A 15,522-nucleotide genomic window follows, 5' to 3' on the forward strand; every position below is an offset into this window, starting at 1 on the left:
TCAGTGTAGTGCCTTCACCAGCGCCGCCACCATGATCTGTGGCCGGTAGCCGAGCTTGGCGGGCGTCAGCCCGAGACGCACCACCACCAGTTGCTCCGACGGAATGATGGCCACCGTCTGGCCGTCATGGCCTTCCATCCAATAGATATCCTTGGGCAGGCCGGCAGCGGCGCCAGCGCCGGGGCTTTCCTCGTCGCCCGGCCCCTCGATCCATACTTGGCCCTTGCCGTAGACCTTCGAGGCCGGTGCCGGCTCCCGCATCCAGTCGACGAAGCCGGCGGGCAGGATCTGCGCGCCGTTCCAGACGCCGCCCTGCAGCAGGAACTGGCCGAAGCGGGCCCAGTCGTGCGCCGTGGCATAGAGATAGGACGAGCCGACGAACGTGCCCTGCTCGTCCGTTTCGAGCACCGCGCTGTGCATGCCGAGCGGGCCGAACAGCGTGGCCCGCGGCCATGCCAGCGCCTTTGCCTTCTCACCGACCGCGTCCTGCCACAGCCGCGACAGCATGACGGCCGTGCCGCTCGAATAGGAAAACACCTTGCCCACCTCGCCGGTGAGCGGCTTGGCCTCGCCAAAGCCCGCCATGTCCGGCTCGAGATAGAGCATGCGGGTCACGTCGGCGACATCGCCGTAATCCTCGTTGAACTCCAGCCCGCTCGACATCGCCATCATGTCGGCGAGGCTGATGGCGGCCCGCCCGTCGGCCTTCCACGGCGCGAACAGGTCCTTGCCGTCGAGCGCTATCTTGCCGTCCTTCACCAGCGTGCCGACGATCGCGGCATTCACCGTCTTGGTCATCGACCAGCCGAGCAGCGGTGTCTTGGCCGAAAAACCATCGCCATAGCGCTCCGCGACGATACGGCCGTTCTTCACCACGACGAGCGCGCGCATGCCGGTCCCGGCCATGGCGGCATCGTCGATGATCTTCGACACTTGCGGGTTTTGCGAGGCATCCACCCGTTCACCTTCGGGCCAGAGCGCGTCCTGCGCCGCCAGAGTCTCGACATGCACGGATGTCTGCCTCGCCCGTCCGGTGTCACCGTTGGGAACCGAGGCGCAGCCGAGCCCGTCGCGCGCGACCGCGACGCTTTTGCCCAGCACGCCGAACAGGCCCGCCGAAACAAGCCCCCTCTCCTTGTCGACAGATACCTTCATCAGGCGGAGCAGCGGATGACCCGGCGCCTGCACGTCGACGGCGAGCACCTCGTTCGGGTCCCGGCCGGCGATGAACACGTTCGAGCAGACGATCTTGGCCGAATAGCCGGAGCCGACGCGGATCAACTCGGGCGGCGCAAAGTAGAGCCAGGCGAAGAGCCCGACCACCGCCAGCATGACGAGGCCCAGCAGCCATTTGATGAACTTCACGACAGCCCGCATCTTTTTCCCGCCCTTTGGATTTCCCGGCTCGATTTATGTCATCGATTTGCCGCCTTTGCTTCCGCAAAATCATGTCGGATGTCGAGCGCCGTCAACGGATTATCAACCATGTTCGGCGATCACGGAGGGATGTGATCCGAAAGTGCCAAGCTGCTTTGGGACAACGACATGCATGAAGAGCGGGCGGCCCAGTGGGGCGGCCGTCCGGAGGGGGCCCGCGTAAGCGACCACCATCGGTGAAGGACCCATCAGCGGCCGGCTGATCCCGGCTCGGGGGATATCATGCGCCGTCTTGCGGCCATCCTGATGCTTACGCTGTTGGGCGCCTGCTCGACCGTCGAGGATCTTTCGCCGCTGGCGCCGTCATCGCAGACTGTCGCGGTGCGCGCGCCGCGTTTCGAGGATTCCAAGCCGCATGAATGGGACAGCGGCACGCCGTGGAATTATGCCATCCATGGCACCGATGTCTCCAAATACCAAACCTCGGTCGACTGGCCGACGGCCAAGGCCAGCGGCATATCCTTCGCCTTCATCAAGGCAACGGAAGGCGGCGACCGGTTCGATGACTATTTCAACGAACACTGGGCCCGCACCAAAACCGCCGGAATCCCGCGCGCGGCTTATCATTTCTTCTATTTCTGCACGCCGGCCGCCACCCAGGCGCGCTGGTTCATCGCCAATGTGCCAAGAGACCCGTCGGCAATGCCGCCGGTGCTCGACATGGAATGGAACCCGAAGTCGCCGACCTGCAGGCTGCGCCCCGATCCCGCGACGGTGCGCGCAGAGATGACCACCTTCCTCGAAATCGTCGAGCGCCATTACGGCAAGAAGCCGATCATCTATACTTCGCTCGACTTCTTCGACGACAATCAACTGGCGACCTTCCGCGGCTATCCCTACTGGCTGCGCTCGGTCGCGGGCCATCCGCGTCAGAAATACGGCAGCCACCCCTTCGCGTTCTGGCAATACACCGGCACCGGCATCGTGCCCGGTATGACCGGCAAGTCCGACATCAATGTTTTCAACGGCTCGGAAGCCGCCTGGAACAAGTGGCTGCGGCAGAACACCCGTTGACATCGGCCCCCGTGCCTGCTTTTCGACACGGCGGGCGGCGATGGTTGCAACCGCTGGTGATGCGGAGCGGCGCACCCTACCCGGGTGCCGAACGGCGCTCTTGAACTTTGAAATCTACGCATGATCCTGTCCACACCCGGCCGGGTTTCACGGATCAATGCGGCGGTCTCGAAAGGGAAGCGATGCGATTGCGCGTTGAAATTTTGGCGGCGCTGGTCCTCGGTGCTTTCGCCTGGCCGGCGGCGGCACAGGAATGCGGCGGCGATTTCGAAGCCTGGAAACAGGGCGTCGCGGCCGAAGCCAAGGCGGCCGGCGTCGGCGCCGTCGGGCTGGACGCGCTGGAAGCCGCCACCATCGACGAGAAGGTGCTGGCACGCGACCGCGCTCAAGGAGTGTTCACACAGACCTTCACCCAATTCTCGAACCGCATGATCTCGGCATATCGCCTCAAACAAGGCGCGGCCAACCTCCAGAAATATGCCGATGTCTTCGCGCGCGCCGACAAGGAATTCGGCGTGCAGCCGGCGGTCATCACCGCATTCTGGGGACTGGAAACCGATTTCGGCGCCGTGCAGGGCGATTTCCATACGCTGGACGCGCTGGTCACGCTCTCGCATGACTGCCGCCGCCCTCAGCTCTTTCGGCCGCAGCTTGTGCCGCTGCTGACCTTGATCGACCGCGGCGTGCTGCCTGCCGACGTCAAGGGCGCCTGGGCCGGCGAGATCGGCCAGACCCAGATCCTGCCGACCGACTACCTCGCCCGCGGTGTCGACGGCGACGGTGACGGTACGGTCGATCTCAGGAACAGCGTGCCGGACGTGATCATGACCACGGCCGACAAGATCCTGTCACGCGGCTGGAAGCGCGACCAGCCCTGGGTCGAGGAAGTGCGCGCTCCCGACGATATGCCTTGGGACCAGACCGGCCGCACCAACAAGTTGCCGATCTCGCAATGGGCTCAGTGGGGCGTGACCAATCCGAACGGCACGCCGCTCGTCGACAATGGCCTGAAGGCCGGGCTCGCATTGCCCATGGGTCGCAAGGGTCCTGCCTTCCTGACCTACGACAATTTCGACGTTTACCTGGAGTGGAACCAGTCGTTCACCTATGCGCTGACCGCCGCGGTGCTCGCCACGCGGTTTGCCGGCGCCCCGCAATTCGACCCGCGCTCGCCGGAGCAAGGTCTTAGCGGCGACCAGATGAAGGCGCTGCAGACCAAGCTCGAAGCCAAAGGCTATGACGTCGGCACGGTGGACGGCATCCTTGGAACCAACACGCGTGAAGCGATCCGCAAGGAACAGATGCGGCTTGGCCTTCCCGTGGATGGCTGGCCGACGCCGGAGCTGTTGGCGAAATTGTGATTCCTGTAATGGACGGAGGTTGGTCCTTCCAGCTCCGTGCCTCTACTCTCGATTCGTCCGAATGAAATCGATGAATACACGCAGTGCCGGCGGCACATGCCGTCGACTTGGATGATATAGATAAAAGCCTGGAAAACTGGGCGACCAGTTTTCGAGAAACCGAACCAGCTTGCCGGTCTCGATCGATGGCTGGACTTGATAATCAAGCATGTAAGCCACGCCTGCTCCGTCCAGCGCCGCATTGAGCATCAGCTCTGTATCGTTGACGATGAGACTTCCCTCGACTGCGATTTCCAGCGACCGCTTACCGCGCGAGAACTCCCATCGGTAGATGTTGCCTCCGCCGGGCCATTGAAAGTTGATGCAGCGGTGCTGGTGTAGATCCTGCGGGAAGCGCGGAATCGCGCGACCCTTGAGGTAGGCCGGAGCAGCCACAGCGGCCATTTGCAAATCATCGCTCAGCTTGACAGCAACCATGTCCCTCTCCAGCCGTTCGCCAAGACGGATTCCGGCATCGAAACGCCCCTCGACAATATCTGTCAGCAGGTCGTCGACGATGATCGTCAGTACGATATCGGGATAGGCGCGCTGGAAGTCGCCGAGGATCGGCGCGATGAACCGCATTGCGGCAATGCGCGGAACATTGATACGCAGCGAACCGGTCGGGCTGTCACGCGCGGCCTGAACGTCCGCGACAGCGCCTTCCAGTTCACCGAACACCACCGCAAGGCGGGCGAACAGCGTCTCGCCGGCCGCGGTCGGCGCGACGCTGCGTGTCGTCCGGTTCAGCAGGCGGACGCCGAGGCGAGCTTCCAATTGCCGTATCGTCTGGCTGAGAGCCGGGGGTGAAATCCTGAGCCTGGCAGAAGCGCGGATGAAACTGCCCTCCTCCACGATCGCCGCAAAGGCCCTGAGTTCGGTGAATTCAGACCCTCTCATTATGTATCTCAGGATTAACAAGCCAGTCAGATAATAGGCCATTATCTGACCAATTGCATACCGCTATTTCTCAATTACCAGCCCGTCGCGCAACCGACGCGGCAAGGAGTAATTGAAGGAACTGAACATGCCTCATGCGCTTCAGGGCAAAACCGCAATCGTCACAGGCGGTTCGCGCGGCATTGGTCGCGCCATCGCGGAAGGACTCGCAGCCAACGGCGCCGCTGTCGTCGTCAACTATGTCAGCAACAGCAAAGCCGCGGACGAGGTGGTGGCCGCCATCACGAGCAAGGGCGGAAAGGCGATCGCCATTCAGGCGGACATATCCAGCGTGCCGGACGTTCGGCGCCTGTTCGACGAGACCGAGAGCCAGTTGGGCGCAATCGACATCGTCGTCGCCAATGTCGGCGTCGCCGTCATCAAACCGTTGGTCGAGGCCAGCGAAGCCGATTTCGACCTTGTCTTCGGCACCAACGCCAAAGGCACTTTCTTCACGCTCCAGGAAGCGGCACGCCGGGTACGTGACGGCGGCCGCATCATTGCAGTCTCCACTGGCGGGACAAAGATGTACTTCACGCACACCGCCCTCTATCTCGGCAGCAAGGGCGCCGTCGAACAGTTCGTGCGCGTGCTGTCGCGCGAACTCGGGCCACGCGGCGTCACCGTCAACGCCCTGTCGCCCGGCTTCACCGACACGGATCTGCTGCCCGAGCGTGACCGTGCCGTTGCTGCCGGCATGTCGCCCTTCGGCAGGATCGGCGCGCCGCGCGACGTCGCCGACGTCGCCGTCTTCCTGGCCAGCAATGAGGCCCGCTGGCTGACCGGCGAGAACATCCAGGCCGGCGGCGGGGTCGCCTAGTCTGCCATCGTCTCCAGGCTCGCGAACCCTTCCGGCGCGTCACCCTCGTCGAACGGCGTCGCCAATTCGACGAATGTATCGGGAAAAAAGCCGTTGAAGCGCGTCCTCAGCGACAGCGAGTAGGCTCCGATATGGCCGATCTCGATCCAGTCGCCGGTGTCGACCGTTTCCGGCAGCCAGAACGGCCTGGACAGGATGTCGACGGAATCGCAGGTCGCGCCGCAGACCTTGAACGGCACGATGTTTTTCTCGGCGCCGTTGCGTGTGCGGATCGCGGGATCGGGAATGAAGCGCGCCGGCAGCGTGATCTTGCCGGTCCATGAATCCGAGAGCGACGCCCAGATACCGTCATTGATGTAGAGCCGCTTGCCCTTGCGCAAGAGCACGCGCACGATCAGCGACAGACAGCGCGCCACGATCACGCGGCCGGGTTCCGCCACCAGCGGCATCTGGTCGAACTGATACTCCTTCAGATCGCCCGCCAACCGCGACATGAGCTGGCCGAGTGACGGCATCTCGATGTGCCTGCGATTGGGGTCGTGGCCGTACTCGGCCGGAAACCCGCCGCCGACATCCAGCCCGGCAATGTCGAAGGTCAGCCGGTTGCGCACCCAGTCGGCCGAGGCCAACGCCCGCTCATAGGTGTCGGGATCCTCGATCTGGCTGCCGACATGGAAGCACAGCCCGACCTTGTAGCCGGTCCGGTTCAGTCGCTCGGCGAGCTCCACCGCATTGGCCGGACCGGCGCCGAATTTCTTAGACAGTTCATAGGCCGCGTGGCCTTTGGTCTGGATGCGTACGAACACCGTCACCGCGCCCGGGTCGATATCGAGCGCGCGCACCACGCGCGTCAGCTTGGTGATCTCGTCCTCATGATCGAGCGAAATCACCCGGATGCCGTATTTCTCCAGCGCCAGCTTGATGTCCGACTGCGCCTTGACCGGGTGCATGTAAAGCATTTCGGCATCCGGCGAGACGGCGCGCACGGCGGCGAACTCACCGGGCGAGGCGACGTCGAAGGCGCTGACGCCGGCCTCCACCAGCGTCTTCAGCACGATCTGCTCGCCATTGGTCTTGACCGCATAGGCGGTCTTGCCCGGGAACATGCCCATGAACTGCAAGGCATCGGCCTTCAGCACCTGCGGACGGAAGCAGTAGACCGGATCGTCCGGGCGAAGCGCCAGTGCCGCCTCGCGGGCATTTTCGAATCGCTGCATGGACGAATCCTTGATCTGGGCGCGCACAATTAATCCTAGCTAGCCGCCAAAGAAAACAGTTCTGTGTCTCGCCTTCCCAAGCGGTCCGTTGCACTCTTTTTTGCGAACGCTAAACCACCGGTCAGGTTTCGGGTGGCCCTTGCCGCCAGACCGGATATCGGTTGGAGCTGTTCGGCGGCTGAGATTGCGACCGGCCTGGGAGGGTGACGACATGACGATGACGGCTGGCGCCGCGGTGACGCGCGGACCGATGACGCTCAAGGACTGGGCGCAACTGCTGCTGCTCGGCGCGATCTGGGGCGGCTCGTTCTTCTTTGCCCGCGTTGCGGTGTCGGAGATCCATCCGCTGGCGCTGGTGCTGTTTCGTGTCGCTATCGCGGCGGCCGCGCTTCAGCTTTATCTGGCGATGCGGGGCCCATCCTTCCGCCTCGCCTTTCCACGTGCTGGCCTCTTCTTCCTGCTGGCGCTCACCAACAACGTCGTTCCCTTCTCGCTGATCTTCGCCGGCCAGACCGAGCTCGGCGCCGGCGTCGCCTCGGTGCTCAACGCCACGACGCCGTTCTGGACGCTGGTCCTCGCCAATGCGCTCACCACGGACGAGAAGCTGTCGTGGAATAAGCTCGCCGGTATCGCGCTCGGCGTCGCCGGAACGGCTGTCATGATCGGTCCGGGCCTGCTCGCGGGGCTTGGCGGCCCGGTCTGGGCGAAGTTCGCGCTGATCGGCGCGTCACTCTCCTACGCGGTCGCCCTGATGATCGCGCGCCGCTTCAAGGGCGTGCCGTCGCCGGCCATCGCCACCGGGCAACTGACCGCATCGACCATCATCATGATCCCCGTCGTGCTCATTGCCCATGGCCCGGCCGGGCTGTTTTCGGCCTCGCCGCCGGTCTGGGCCGCGGTACTGGGACTGGCGCTGCTGTCCACGGCCTTTGCCTACATCCTCTATTTCAACCTCGTCGCCTCGGCCGGCGCAACCAATGCCTCGCTGGTCACCTTGATCGTGCCGGTCAGCGCCGTGCTGCTCGGTTTCCTGTTCCTCGGCGAACGGTTGGCGGTCTTTGAAATCGGCGGCATGGCGCTGATCGGACTCGGGCTGGTCACCATCGACGGGCGCCTGTTCGGCCGATGGTAGCGGTGTCATGCCACAGCGCCGCCACAATTTATTCACAACTCTTGGATCGATTTTTGCCGAAGAGTTTCAACGGCTAACGGCAAATCGGAAGCCGCAAATTCCACAATCACGTCGCAATGCAGCATATTTTCCGCTTGCCTGTGACCCAAATGACTCTAGATTCCGGCCATAGCTCTGAAGAGGAGGCTATGGCATGGGACTGACGAGGCCAATCAACGCTTTGATGATTTGTGCCGCATTCGCATTCATCGGTGCCCTTATCATAGGCGTTCTTCCCTGACCCGCCAAAGCCGGGAAGATCAGTACCGAGAGTAGTCCAAACAGTTCGAAAAGGCCGGGTTCCACCCGGCCTTTTCCATTTCAGTCTTTGTCATTTCAGTCTTTGTTTTGATGCATGTCGTATTCCCAAAACAGCTGCACACTTTTGGGCGACGTGCATCAGGCCGCGGCCGATCCCGCCGCCTCCGATTCATGCGAGCGGATGCCGATCATGTGGCAGACGGCAAACACCAGGTCGGCGCGGTTCATCGTATAGAAGTGGAAATCGCCGACGCCGCGCTCGACCAGATCGTGAACCTGCTCGGCCGCGACCGCCGACGCGACCAGCGCATGCGTCTGCGGATCGTTCTCCAGCCCTTCGAAGCGCTCGGCCAGCCATGCCGGCACCAGCGCGCCGCAACGCGAGGAGAAATTGGCGACCTGGGTGAAATTGTGCACAGGCAGGATGCCAGGCACGATGGGGATATAGATGCCGGCGCGGCGCGCCCGCTCGACATAGCGCTCGTAGAGATCATTGTCGAAGAAGAACTGGGTGATCGCCCGCGTCGCGCCATTGTCGACCTTGCGCTTCAGCATGTCGATGTCGGTGGCGAAATCCGGGCTTTCCGGATGCTTTTCCGGATAGGCCGAGACAGAGATGTCGAAATCGCCGGCGCTCTTCAGCGCGCCGACCAGTTCGGCGCCGTTGGCATAGCCTTCGGGATGCGGACGGTAGGCAGTTCCGACACCAGCGGCCGGGTCTCCGCGCAAGGCGACGAAACGGGTGACTCCCATCTCCGCAAATTCACTTATGACGGCGTCGACCTGATGGCGGGCCGCGTCGACGCAGGTCATGTGCGCCGCCGGCGTCAGCGTCGTCTCGTTCAAGATGCGTCTGACCGTGCGAGCGGTGCGCTCGCGCGTCGAGCCGCCGGCGCCGTAGGTCACCGACACGAATCTCGGCTTGAGCGGCTCCAGCCGGGTGACGGTATCCCACAGCCTTACCTCCATTTCGTCCGTCTTCGGCGGGAAGAACTCGAACGAAACCCGGACCTTGTCGCCAATGTCGGGGCGGCGGGAAAAGCGGAACTGGTTCATCAGGCTGTTTCCCCCATTGGATATGCTTTGGCTGGAAGCGTGTCGTTGGATGGGTCGGCGATCAGCAGCCGGCGGTCGCGGCCGAGCCAGAGCTTGACGGTGAGCCTTGCCTCATTGCCGCCGCGCGGCTCGAATTCCTGGCTGTCCTCGAGGTCGAGCTCGGCCTCCGCGAACCAGTCGGCGATCTGCCGGTCGGAGAAGCCAAGCCGCATATGGGCGTGCTGGTCGCGCAGGAACTCCAGATTATGGGGCGCGAAGTCGACGATGACCAGTCTGCCCGCTGGACGCAACAACCTCGCCGCCTCGCCGATAGCGCGCGCCGGATCGTCGAGATAGTGCAGCACCTGGTGGATGGTGACGAGATCGAAGGCGTTGCGCTCGACCGGCGGCGAAAAAATGTCGCCCTGGCGCACCTGCGCATTGGCGACGCCCGCCCTGTCGAGATTGGCGCGCGCCACCGTCAACATCTCGCGCGACATGTCGATGCCGACGCCGCGCCGGTAGAGCGGTGCAAAAATCTCCAGCAGCCTGCCGGTGCCGGTGCCGAGGTCGAGCATCGACTGGAACGGCCGCTTGCCGACGAGCTTGAGCAGTGCCGCTTCCACCGCGCGGTCCGGCACATGCAGCGAGCGGATGCGGTCCCAGCTTGCGGCGTTCTCGGAAAAATATTCAGCAGCCCGGTCCTGCCGCTTGCGCTTGACCGCCGCCAGCCGCTCCAGATCGCGCACCACCTGCGGATCGGCCTCACGCACGCCAGAGACCAGGCGCTGCACGAAATCGCGCGAGGCGTCCGTGTCCGACAGCCTGAAGAAGGCCCAGGACCCTTCCTGGTAGCGGCCGATCAGCCCGGCATCGAGCAGGAGCTTCAGATGCCGCGACACGCGCGGCTGCGACTGGCCGAGGATTTCGGTAAGGTCGGAGACCGTGAGATCGCCGCGCGACAGCAGCACGAGGATGCGCAGGCGGCTGGATTCGGCCGCCGCCTTCAATGTATCTACCATCGTGTCGAGCGTGACATGCATGAGCGGGTTCTCACTGAAAGATATAAAGATATGTTTATGTCGATTTTGAAACCATGGCAAGCGCTATGTCGCTTCCGGACAAGAAAATGGCGCAGCCGCAATCGGCATGCGCTTCGCCGCTCTTCCGCGGACTGACAGGGACCAAGCCGATGTTCGAGATGCGCGAGGGTGAGAAGCTTCTGGAGACCGACCCGGCTGATCTGCCGCCGGACGGCCATGTCGTCTTCATCGGCCATATCGTCTCGCCCTGGACCAGTCGCGAGGATTGTCCCAAGAACATGCGCACCGCCCGCGACACCGGACGGACGGCAACCATCCTGATCGACGAGAACTACCGCCCGGGGCTGCAAAATCTTGACCGCGCCAGCCACCTCGTCGTCCTGTCCTGGCTCGATCATGCGCCGCGGAATCTGATCGTGCAGAAACCGCGTCATGCGGCTGAACCGAAAGGCGTTTTCTCGCTGCGCTCCCCTGCCCGGCCGAACCCTGTAGGGCTGCATGTCGCGAAGCTTGTCACACTCGATATCGAGGCTGGCCGGATCGAGATCGACGCCATCGACGTGCTCGACGGCACGCCGGTCATCGACATCAAGCCCTATTACGCCTCGACCGATGCGTTCCCTGAAGCGGTCATTGCGGGGCGCGACGAGGAATGAGCGCGCCGACCGGCCGCCGCCGCGCCATTGCCAAGGCGCTGACCGCGCTCCTGCCGCTCGCCCCGTATGCCGACATGGAAAAGATCCGCGCCGACGCCGGTTCAGTGCATATGAAGACCTTGCCGCCGACGATCGCGGTCTGGCTGGCAACCATCGCCCATGTCCGCCACGCCCATACCGACTACGAGAGATTGCTCGCCGAAGGCTACGACCGGGACTCGGCGCGCTTCTTCGTCATCGGAAAGACCAATGAGGTGCTCACCCGCTGGCGGGCGACTCGCCTGTTGGAGGAGGACGACGAGGACGAGTGAGGCCGATGGGGAACCGCCTGGACCGCGCAACCGCCTCACAGGCCAAGCAACGCCGGCGGCCTGGCTCTACTTCATTTGGGACCGGACGCTAGCCTGCCCTTGCCGCAACGACGAGGGAGAGACGAGATGAGCCTAGCCGCCAAACCCGCCGGGCCGCTCCCCTTGCTTTCGGACCGTCACGTCGACCCGCACGCTTATCCGGACGGGGTGGCTTACCTGGATGGACAATATCTGCCGATGTCGCAGGCCAAGGTCTCATTACTCGACTGGGGCTTTCTGCATTCCGACGCCACCTACGACACGGTCCATGTCTGGGATGGCCACTTTTTCCGTCTCGACCTGCATCTCGAGCGTTTCTTCGGCGGGTTGGAAAAGCTCCGCATGACGATCCCGTTCGACCGCGACGGCGTCGCCGAAATCCTTCACAACTGCGTTGCGCTGTCCGGCCATCGAGCAGCCTATGTCGAGATGCTGTGCACGCGCGGCGCCTCGCCGACCTTCAGCCGCGATCCACGTCAGGCGATCAACCGGTTTATGGCTTTCGCCGTCCCGTTCGGCTCGGTTGCCAATGCCGAGCAGTTGCGAAGCGGCCTCCATGTCGCGATCAGCGACAAGGTCCGCATCCCGCCTGCCTCGATCGATCCCTCGATCAAGAACTACCATTGGCTGGACCTGGTGCGTGGGCTCTACGACGCCTATGACCGCGGCGCCGACACCGCGCTGATCCTCGACTTCAACGGCAACGTCGCCGAAGGTCCAGGCTTCAACGTGTTCTGCGTCAAGGCGGGCAAACTGTCGACGCCCGCCGTCGGCGTTCTGCCTGGCATCACGCGCCGCACCGTGTTTGACCTATGCGCCGAGGCGGGGCTCTCTGCGGTGGCGGCGGATGTCAGCGTGGCCGCGCTCAAGACAGCCGACGAAGTCTTCATCACCTCGACTGCCGGCGGCATCATGCCCGTCACGACGATCGACGGCGCGCCGGTGGCCGACGGCAAGGTCGGCGTGATCACCGAGCGTCTGATGGCGCTTTATTGGAAAAGGCACGACGATCCGGCCTGGTCGAGCCCGGTGCGCTACTAAAGCATGTCTCCCGAAAGTGGGAACCGGTTTCGGGACAAAGACATGCGTAAAAGTACCTAAAGCGCAGGGAGCGAATCTGAAAGATCGCGACGCGCTTTTAGAGCAATTCCAGGAAAAGTGTGAAACGGTTGGGCTCGGCGACTTCGCCGAAGCCTTCCGTCCGGAATTGCGCCAAAACAAAGAAATAGAGCGGTTTGCCGTTTCCGCGAAACGGTGAACCGCTCTAAGCGCGATAGATCCACTGCTCCGGCACCCGCACGGAGATCTCCTCGCCTGCCCTGATGATGCCTGGCTTCTCGACCCAGGCGATGAGGCCTCGCAGGCGCTTGGCTGCCTTCGGAAACAGCAATGCTCCATCCTCATGATCGGCCATGCCGGCATGCTCGGCCACCGAGCGACCGGAGAAGCGGCAGGGCCCGTTCTGCGCATCGACCTTGATGGTCACGCCGCCCTTGAAGAACAGCAGCGATCCCGCCGGCAGCATGGAAAGATGCGGCACACCTTCGATCAGCAGGTTAGCCCCGATCCACTCCGGCTTGATCTCCGCGATGCCCATCCGCTCGGCGACGATGGCCAGTTCGTCGGCAGCGACCAGTGACACTTGCCTTTCGTTGCGCATCTCGGTACCGCGAGGATACCAAGGCTCGCGCCCGCCGGAACGCCGTGTCGCGCCGGCATGGAAATCGCCCTCGATGCCATCGAAGCCGAGCCGCAGTTCCTCCACCCGCCTTGTCTCGAAGTGATCGGAAGGCGCCATGTAAAGCGCCGCGGCCATCGCCGCGAGCTTGCGGCCCGGCACGGTCTCGATGGGCGTTTCAATCGTGGAGAACAGGTCCTGCATCGGTTTCGTCAATTGAGTCGGCCGCTTTTCGCACTTCGGCTGCCCAGGCGGCAAGAGCGATCTCGGCCAAAGCCCTGAGGTCTTGCGCCGAAGCGCCATCGCGCGCCTGGATCGACATTCCGTGCATGACGCCGGTCAGGTATTTGGCCAATCGCTCGACGGACAGATCCGCCGGCAATTCGCCGGCCTCTTGGCCCTTGACCAGCCGCGCCGCGATCGCCGCTTCGGTCGCCTTGCGATATGTCTTGAGCTCGTCCGCGATGCCTTGCGCCTGCGGCGAGGCCGCCAGCGCACCGCTGATGAAAAGGCAGCCGCCAGGCTTGCCCGGCCGGGTGTAGGCCTCAGCCGCGCCCATCAGCAGCAAACGGATCGCCTCCTTGACCTGCACCGGCGCGCCGAGCGCGTCGAGCGCAAACCCGATCTCCCTTTCGTGGTAGCGCGCCAGCGCCCGACGGAACAGCGTCTCCTTGTCGGTGAAGGCGTTGTAGATCTGCGGCGGCGTCAGGCCCATGGCCTCGCGCAGCATGGCAAGCGAGGTCGCTTCATAACCATGCTCCCAGAACAGATGCATCGCGGCGTCGAGCGCAACCTCCGGGTCGAATGCGCGCGGCCTGCCGCCGCGTGACTTCTCGAAATTTTCCATAGTGATCGATACGAAACCCATTGACTTGTCGATTTTGGATAACGTAACAATCAATACGTAACCTGGCAAGCGCAAGGCATCAGAGCTGTCAGGGCCATCCACAGCAGATAAGGGAGAACCACTATGCCGATCACCGTGACCGCACCCGAAGGCGTGCTGACAACAGCTGGGGAGCGCGAAATCATTCCCCGCCTGAGCGCCGCGCTCGTCGAGGCCTCCGGAGCCACCGGGAACTCGTTTTTCACTGCAATCGTCGGCGGAACGGTCCATGTCCTGCCGGGCCATCGCATCTATGCGGGCGGCGCCAACCGGCCCGTCGTCATGGTGGAACTGAAACTGCCGAACATCGGCCTTGCCTCCATCGAGGCGCGAGAGGCATTCATTACGGCCGCCGCAAGGATCGTCACCAACCTTTGCGTGCCGGGCCACAGGCCCGAAAACACCTGGATCAACATCCTCAATGCGCCCGACGGCGGCTGGGGCATCGGCGGCCGGCAATATTCAGGCGAGGCGCTGGTCGCGGCGGCGATGGCCACCGCATGACGACCACGGTTCAGAAGCAAGGGCACGGGATGCGGTTTTCTCCCTCGCTGTTTTTCACGACCAACTGCGAGGAGGCTCTCGCCTTCTACGAACGGTGTGGCCTCGGCCGGGGAACGGTCCTGCTGCGTTGGGGCGAAAACAATATGCCCGTGCGAACCGAGGCCATGCGAGGGAAAGTGTTGCATGCCCGATTCGAGGGGCCTGGCATTCTTTTTCACGCATCTGACAATGACGACGCCGAGCCCATGAAAGGCTCGGCGCTGATGTTGGAGTTCGACGAAATCATCACGATGCGGGCGCTGTTCGGCAACATGGCCGAGGGCGGCCGGATCACCGTGCCTCTGGCGCGTCGGTATTGGGGGACAAGCTTCGGGATGCTCGTCGATGCTTTTGGCGTACAGTGGATGTTTAGCTGTTCGAGCGAATAGGAGCGGTGTCTGCTCGCCGCTCGCCTTGCGATCACAACGTTCTTACTGGCCGCCACTATCTTTCGCCCCGCGGCGTCGCTTTGATGGCGGCGCCAAGACGAAAGGGTTGATCATGCATCCAGGACCCGCAATCGCTGCCTTGTGGCTGGCTTGGATCGTATCCTGGGCTTTGGCCGCCTTCTGGGCCGACCCCGCGCAAAAGCGCGCAGGCTTCAGGGCTGAGGCCCAGTATCGGGCACTGTGGCTCGCTGGCACCATCCTGCTGTTCGTGCCGGCGCACGGCTATGTCGGCCGGCTTCGGCTCTGGATGCCGACGCTGGCGGAGGCCTGGATCTGCGTTGCCCTTATCGCCGTCGGCATCGCCTTCGCCTGGTGGGCGCGCCTGCATCTCGGCAAGCTGTGGTCCGGCACCATTACCGCCAAGGCCGATCACCGGGTGGTCGACACCGGCCCCTATCGGCTAGTCCGCCACCCGATCTACACCGGCCTGCTTTTATCGATCCTCGCCACCATGGCGGCGAAAGGCACGGTCTGGGGCATCGCCGGCGCCGCCCTCCTGCTTATAGGCATCGTCGTCAAGGCCAAGCTGGAAGAAAGCTTCCTGCGCGGCGAGTTGGGCCCCGCCTATGACGACTACGCCAGGCGCGTGCCGATGCTGGTGCCCTTCGCGCCAGCCTGACCCG

At 63.5% G+C, this 15,522-nt stretch carries 17 protein-coding genes; 10 read left to right on the forward strand and 7 right to left on the reverse strand.

Annotated elements, in window-relative coordinates; translation table 11 throughout:
• A complete protein-coding gene (locus ABID26_RS15615; protein WP_292299606.1) occupies positions 1-1,377 on the reverse strand; it encodes a serine hydrolase domain-containing protein in 1,377 nt (458 codons plus the stop codon).
• A gap of 282 nt (positions 1,378-1,659) precedes the next feature.
• Here ABID26_RS15615 and ABID26_RS15620 point away from each other — a divergent pair, with 282 nt between their 5' ends.
• Both ABID26_RS15620 and ABID26_RS15625 read left to right on the forward strand, forming a co-directional pair.
• Entirely contained in the window at positions 1,660-2,451 is a 792-nt protein-coding gene (locus tag ABID26_RS15620; protein WP_292299605.1) for a glycoside hydrolase family 25 protein, read from the forward strand.
• A 182-nt stretch (positions 2,452-2,633) separates the two neighbouring features.
• Entirely contained in the window at positions 2,634-3,812 is a 1,179-nt protein-coding gene (locus ABID26_RS15625) for a lytic murein transglycosylase (protein ID WP_292299604.1), read from the forward strand.
• Positions 3,813-3,854: 42 nt separating this feature from the next.
• Here ABID26_RS15625 and ABID26_RS15630 read toward each other — a convergent pair whose 3' ends face one another.
• Entirely contained in the window at positions 3,855-4,793 is a 939-nt protein-coding gene (locus ABID26_RS15630) for a LysR family transcriptional regulator (RefSeq protein ID WP_354415935.1), read from the reverse strand.
• A gap of 85 nt (positions 4,794-4,878) precedes the next feature.
• On the opposite strand from ABID26_RS15630, the gene ABID26_RS15635 reads away from it, so the two are divergent.
• The gene (locus tag ABID26_RS15635) at positions 4,879-5,610 is read left to right on the forward strand and encodes an SDR family oxidoreductase (protein ID WP_292299603.1); all 732 of its coding nucleotides are present in this window, start codon (positions 4,879-4,881) and stop codon (positions 5,608-5,610) included.
• Here the strand turns inward: ABID26_RS15635 and ABID26_RS15640 are convergent.
• Positions 5,607-6,827, reverse strand: coding sequence for an alanine racemase (locus ABID26_RS15640; protein WP_126099239.1), 1,221 nt, complete (start codon positions 6,825-6,827; stop codon positions 5,607-5,609). The genes ABID26_RS15635 and ABID26_RS15640 overlap by 4 nt on opposite strands.
• Before the next feature lie 211 nt (positions 6,828-7,038).
• Between ABID26_RS15640 and ABID26_RS15645 the strand changes: the two genes are divergently transcribed.
• Positions 7,039-7,959: a DMT family transporter gene (locus ABID26_RS15645; protein WP_292299602.1), complete on the forward strand. Its 921-nt coding sequence runs from the start codon at positions 7,039-7,041 to the stop codon at positions 7,957-7,959.
• A gap of 438 nt (positions 7,960-8,397) precedes the next feature.
• Here ABID26_RS15645 and metF read toward each other — a convergent pair whose 3' ends face one another.
• Complete coding sequence (gene metF, locus ABID26_RS15650; protein ID WP_292299601.1) at positions 8,398-9,315, reverse strand: methylenetetrahydrofolate reductase [NAD(P)H]; 918 nt, start codon at positions 9,313-9,315, stop codon at positions 8,398-8,400.
• Positions 9,315-10,337 carry an ArsR/SmtB family transcription factor gene (locus tag ABID26_RS15655; RefSeq protein WP_126099236.1) on the reverse strand — a complete coding sequence of 341 codons (1,023 nt, stop codon included), beginning with the start codon at positions 10,335-10,337 and terminating at the stop codon, positions 9,315-9,317. The genes metF and ABID26_RS15655 overlap by 1 nt, the downstream gene beginning before the upstream one ends.
• A 149-nt stretch (positions 10,338-10,486) precedes the next feature.
• Here ABID26_RS15655 and tsaA point away from each other — a divergent pair, with 149 nt between their 5' ends.
• From tsaA to ABID26_RS15670, 3 genes are all read left to right on the forward strand, one after another.
• Positions 10,487-10,993: a tRNA (N6-threonylcarbamoyladenosine(37)-N6)-methyltransferase TrmO gene (gene tsaA, locus ABID26_RS15660; RefSeq protein WP_354415999.1), complete on the forward strand. Its 507-nt coding sequence runs from the start codon at positions 10,487-10,489 to the stop codon at positions 10,991-10,993.
• The gene (locus tag ABID26_RS15665; RefSeq protein ID WP_126099235.1) at positions 10,990-11,304 is read left to right on the forward strand and encodes a DUF2293 domain-containing protein; all 315 of its coding nucleotides are present in this window, start codon (positions 10,990-10,992) and stop codon (positions 11,302-11,304) included. The genes tsaA and ABID26_RS15665 overlap by 4 nt, the downstream gene beginning before the upstream one ends.
• A gap of 126 nt (positions 11,305-11,430) precedes the next feature.
• Entirely contained in the window at positions 11,431-12,384 is a 954-nt protein-coding gene (locus ABID26_RS15670; RefSeq protein WP_292343383.1) for an aminotransferase class IV, read from the forward strand.
• A gap of 223 nt (positions 12,385-12,607) precedes the next feature.
• On the opposite strand, the gene ABID26_RS15675 is transcribed toward ABID26_RS15670, so the two are convergent.
• Complete coding sequence (locus tag ABID26_RS15675; RefSeq protein WP_292299599.1) at positions 12,608-13,225, reverse strand: MOSC domain-containing protein; 618 nt, start codon at positions 13,223-13,225, stop codon at positions 12,608-12,610.
• Positions 13,200-13,889: a TetR/AcrR family transcriptional regulator gene (locus tag ABID26_RS15680; RefSeq protein WP_292299598.1), complete on the reverse strand. Its 690-nt coding sequence runs from the start codon at positions 13,887-13,889 to the stop codon at positions 13,200-13,202. The genes ABID26_RS15675 and ABID26_RS15680 overlap by 26 nt, the downstream gene beginning before the upstream one ends.
• 102 nt (positions 13,890-13,991) lie before the next feature.
• Here ABID26_RS15680 and ABID26_RS15685 point away from each other — a divergent pair, with 102 nt between their 5' ends.
• From ABID26_RS15685 to ABID26_RS15695, 3 genes are all read left to right on the forward strand, one after another.
• Complete coding sequence (locus ABID26_RS15685; RefSeq protein ID WP_292299597.1) at positions 13,992-14,411, forward strand: tautomerase family protein; 420 nt, start codon at positions 13,992-13,994, stop codon at positions 14,409-14,411.
• A gap of 29 nt (positions 14,412-14,440) precedes the next feature.
• Positions 14,441-14,839: a glyoxalase/bleomycin resistance/extradiol dioxygenase family protein gene (locus ABID26_RS15690; RefSeq protein ID WP_292299637.1), complete on the forward strand. Its 399-nt coding sequence runs from the start codon at positions 14,441-14,443 to the stop codon at positions 14,837-14,839.
• Positions 14,840-14,951: 112 nt separating this feature from the next.
• On the forward strand, positions 14,952-15,518 hold the full coding sequence (locus ABID26_RS15695; protein WP_354415936.1) for a methyltransferase family protein: 567 nt from the start codon (positions 14,952-14,954) through the stop codon (positions 15,516-15,518).
• The last annotated feature ends 4 nt before the right edge of the window (positions 15,519-15,522 follow it).

Origin of the sequence: Mesorhizobium shonense, assembly GCF_040545255.1 — a bacterium.
Classification (GTDB): Bacteria; Pseudomonadota; Alphaproteobacteria; order Rhizobiales; family Rhizobiaceae; genus Mesorhizobium; species Mesorhizobium shonense.

Excerpts from the sequence above, each read along its gene's own strand:
- ABID26_RS15615 (WP_292299606.1), bottom strand. The coding sequence starts at position 1,377 with ATGCGGGCTGTCGTGAAGTTCATCAAATGGCTGCTGGGCCTCGTCATG.
- ABID26_RS15620 (WP_292299605.1), top strand. The coding sequence starts at position 1,660 with ATGCGCCGTCTTGCGGCCATCCTGATGCTTACGCTGTTGGGCGCCTGC.
- ABID26_RS15625 (WP_292299604.1), top strand. The coding sequence starts at position 2,634 with ATGCGATTGCGCGTTGAAATTTTGGCGGCGCTGGTCCTCGGTGCTTTC.
- ABID26_RS15630 (WP_354415935.1), bottom strand. The coding sequence starts at position 4,793 with ATGGCCTATTATCTGACTGGCTTGTTAATCCTGAGATACATAATGAGA.
- ABID26_RS15635 (WP_292299603.1), top strand. The coding sequence starts at position 4,879 with ATGCCTCATGCGCTTCAGGGCAAAACCGCAATCGTCACAGGCGGTTCG.
- ABID26_RS15640 (WP_126099239.1), bottom strand. The coding sequence starts at position 6,827 with ATGCAGCGATTCGAAAATGCCCGCGAGGCGGCACTGGCGCTTCGCCCG.
- ABID26_RS15645 (WP_292299602.1), top strand. The coding sequence starts at position 7,039 with ATGACGATGACGGCTGGCGCCGCGGTGACGCGCGGACCGATGACGCTC.
- metF (WP_292299601.1), bottom strand. The coding sequence starts at position 9,315 with ATGAACCAGTTCCGCTTTTCCCGCCGCCCCGACATTGGCGACAAGGTC.
- ABID26_RS15655 (WP_126099236.1), bottom strand. The coding sequence starts at position 10,337 with ATGCATGTCACGCTCGACACGATGGTAGATACATTGAAGGCGGCGGCC.
- tsaA (WP_354415999.1), top strand. The coding sequence starts at position 10,487 with ATGTTCGAGATGCGCGAGGGTGAGAAGCTTCTGGAGACCGACCCGGCT.
- ABID26_RS15665 (WP_126099235.1), top strand. The coding sequence starts at position 10,990 with ATGAGCGCGCCGACCGGCCGCCGCCGCGCCATTGCCAAGGCGCTGACC.
- ABID26_RS15670 (WP_292343383.1), top strand. The coding sequence starts at position 11,431 with ATGAGCCTAGCCGCCAAACCCGCCGGGCCGCTCCCCTTGCTTTCGGAC.
- ABID26_RS15675 (WP_292299599.1), bottom strand. The coding sequence starts at position 13,225 with ATGCAGGACCTGTTCTCCACGATTGAAACGCCCATCGAGACCGTGCCG.
- ABID26_RS15680 (WP_292299598.1), bottom strand. The coding sequence starts at position 13,889 with ATGGGTTTCGTATCGATCACTATGGAAAATTTCGAGAAGTCACGCGGC.
- ABID26_RS15685 (WP_292299597.1), top strand. The coding sequence starts at position 13,992 with ATGCCGATCACCGTGACCGCACCCGAAGGCGTGCTGACAACAGCTGGG.
- ABID26_RS15690 (WP_292299637.1), top strand. The coding sequence starts at position 14,441 with ATGCGGTTTTCTCCCTCGCTGTTTTTCACGACCAACTGCGAGGAGGCT.
- ABID26_RS15695 (WP_354415936.1), top strand. The coding sequence starts at position 14,952 with ATGCATCCAGGACCCGCAATCGCTGCCTTGTGGCTGGCTTGGATCGTA.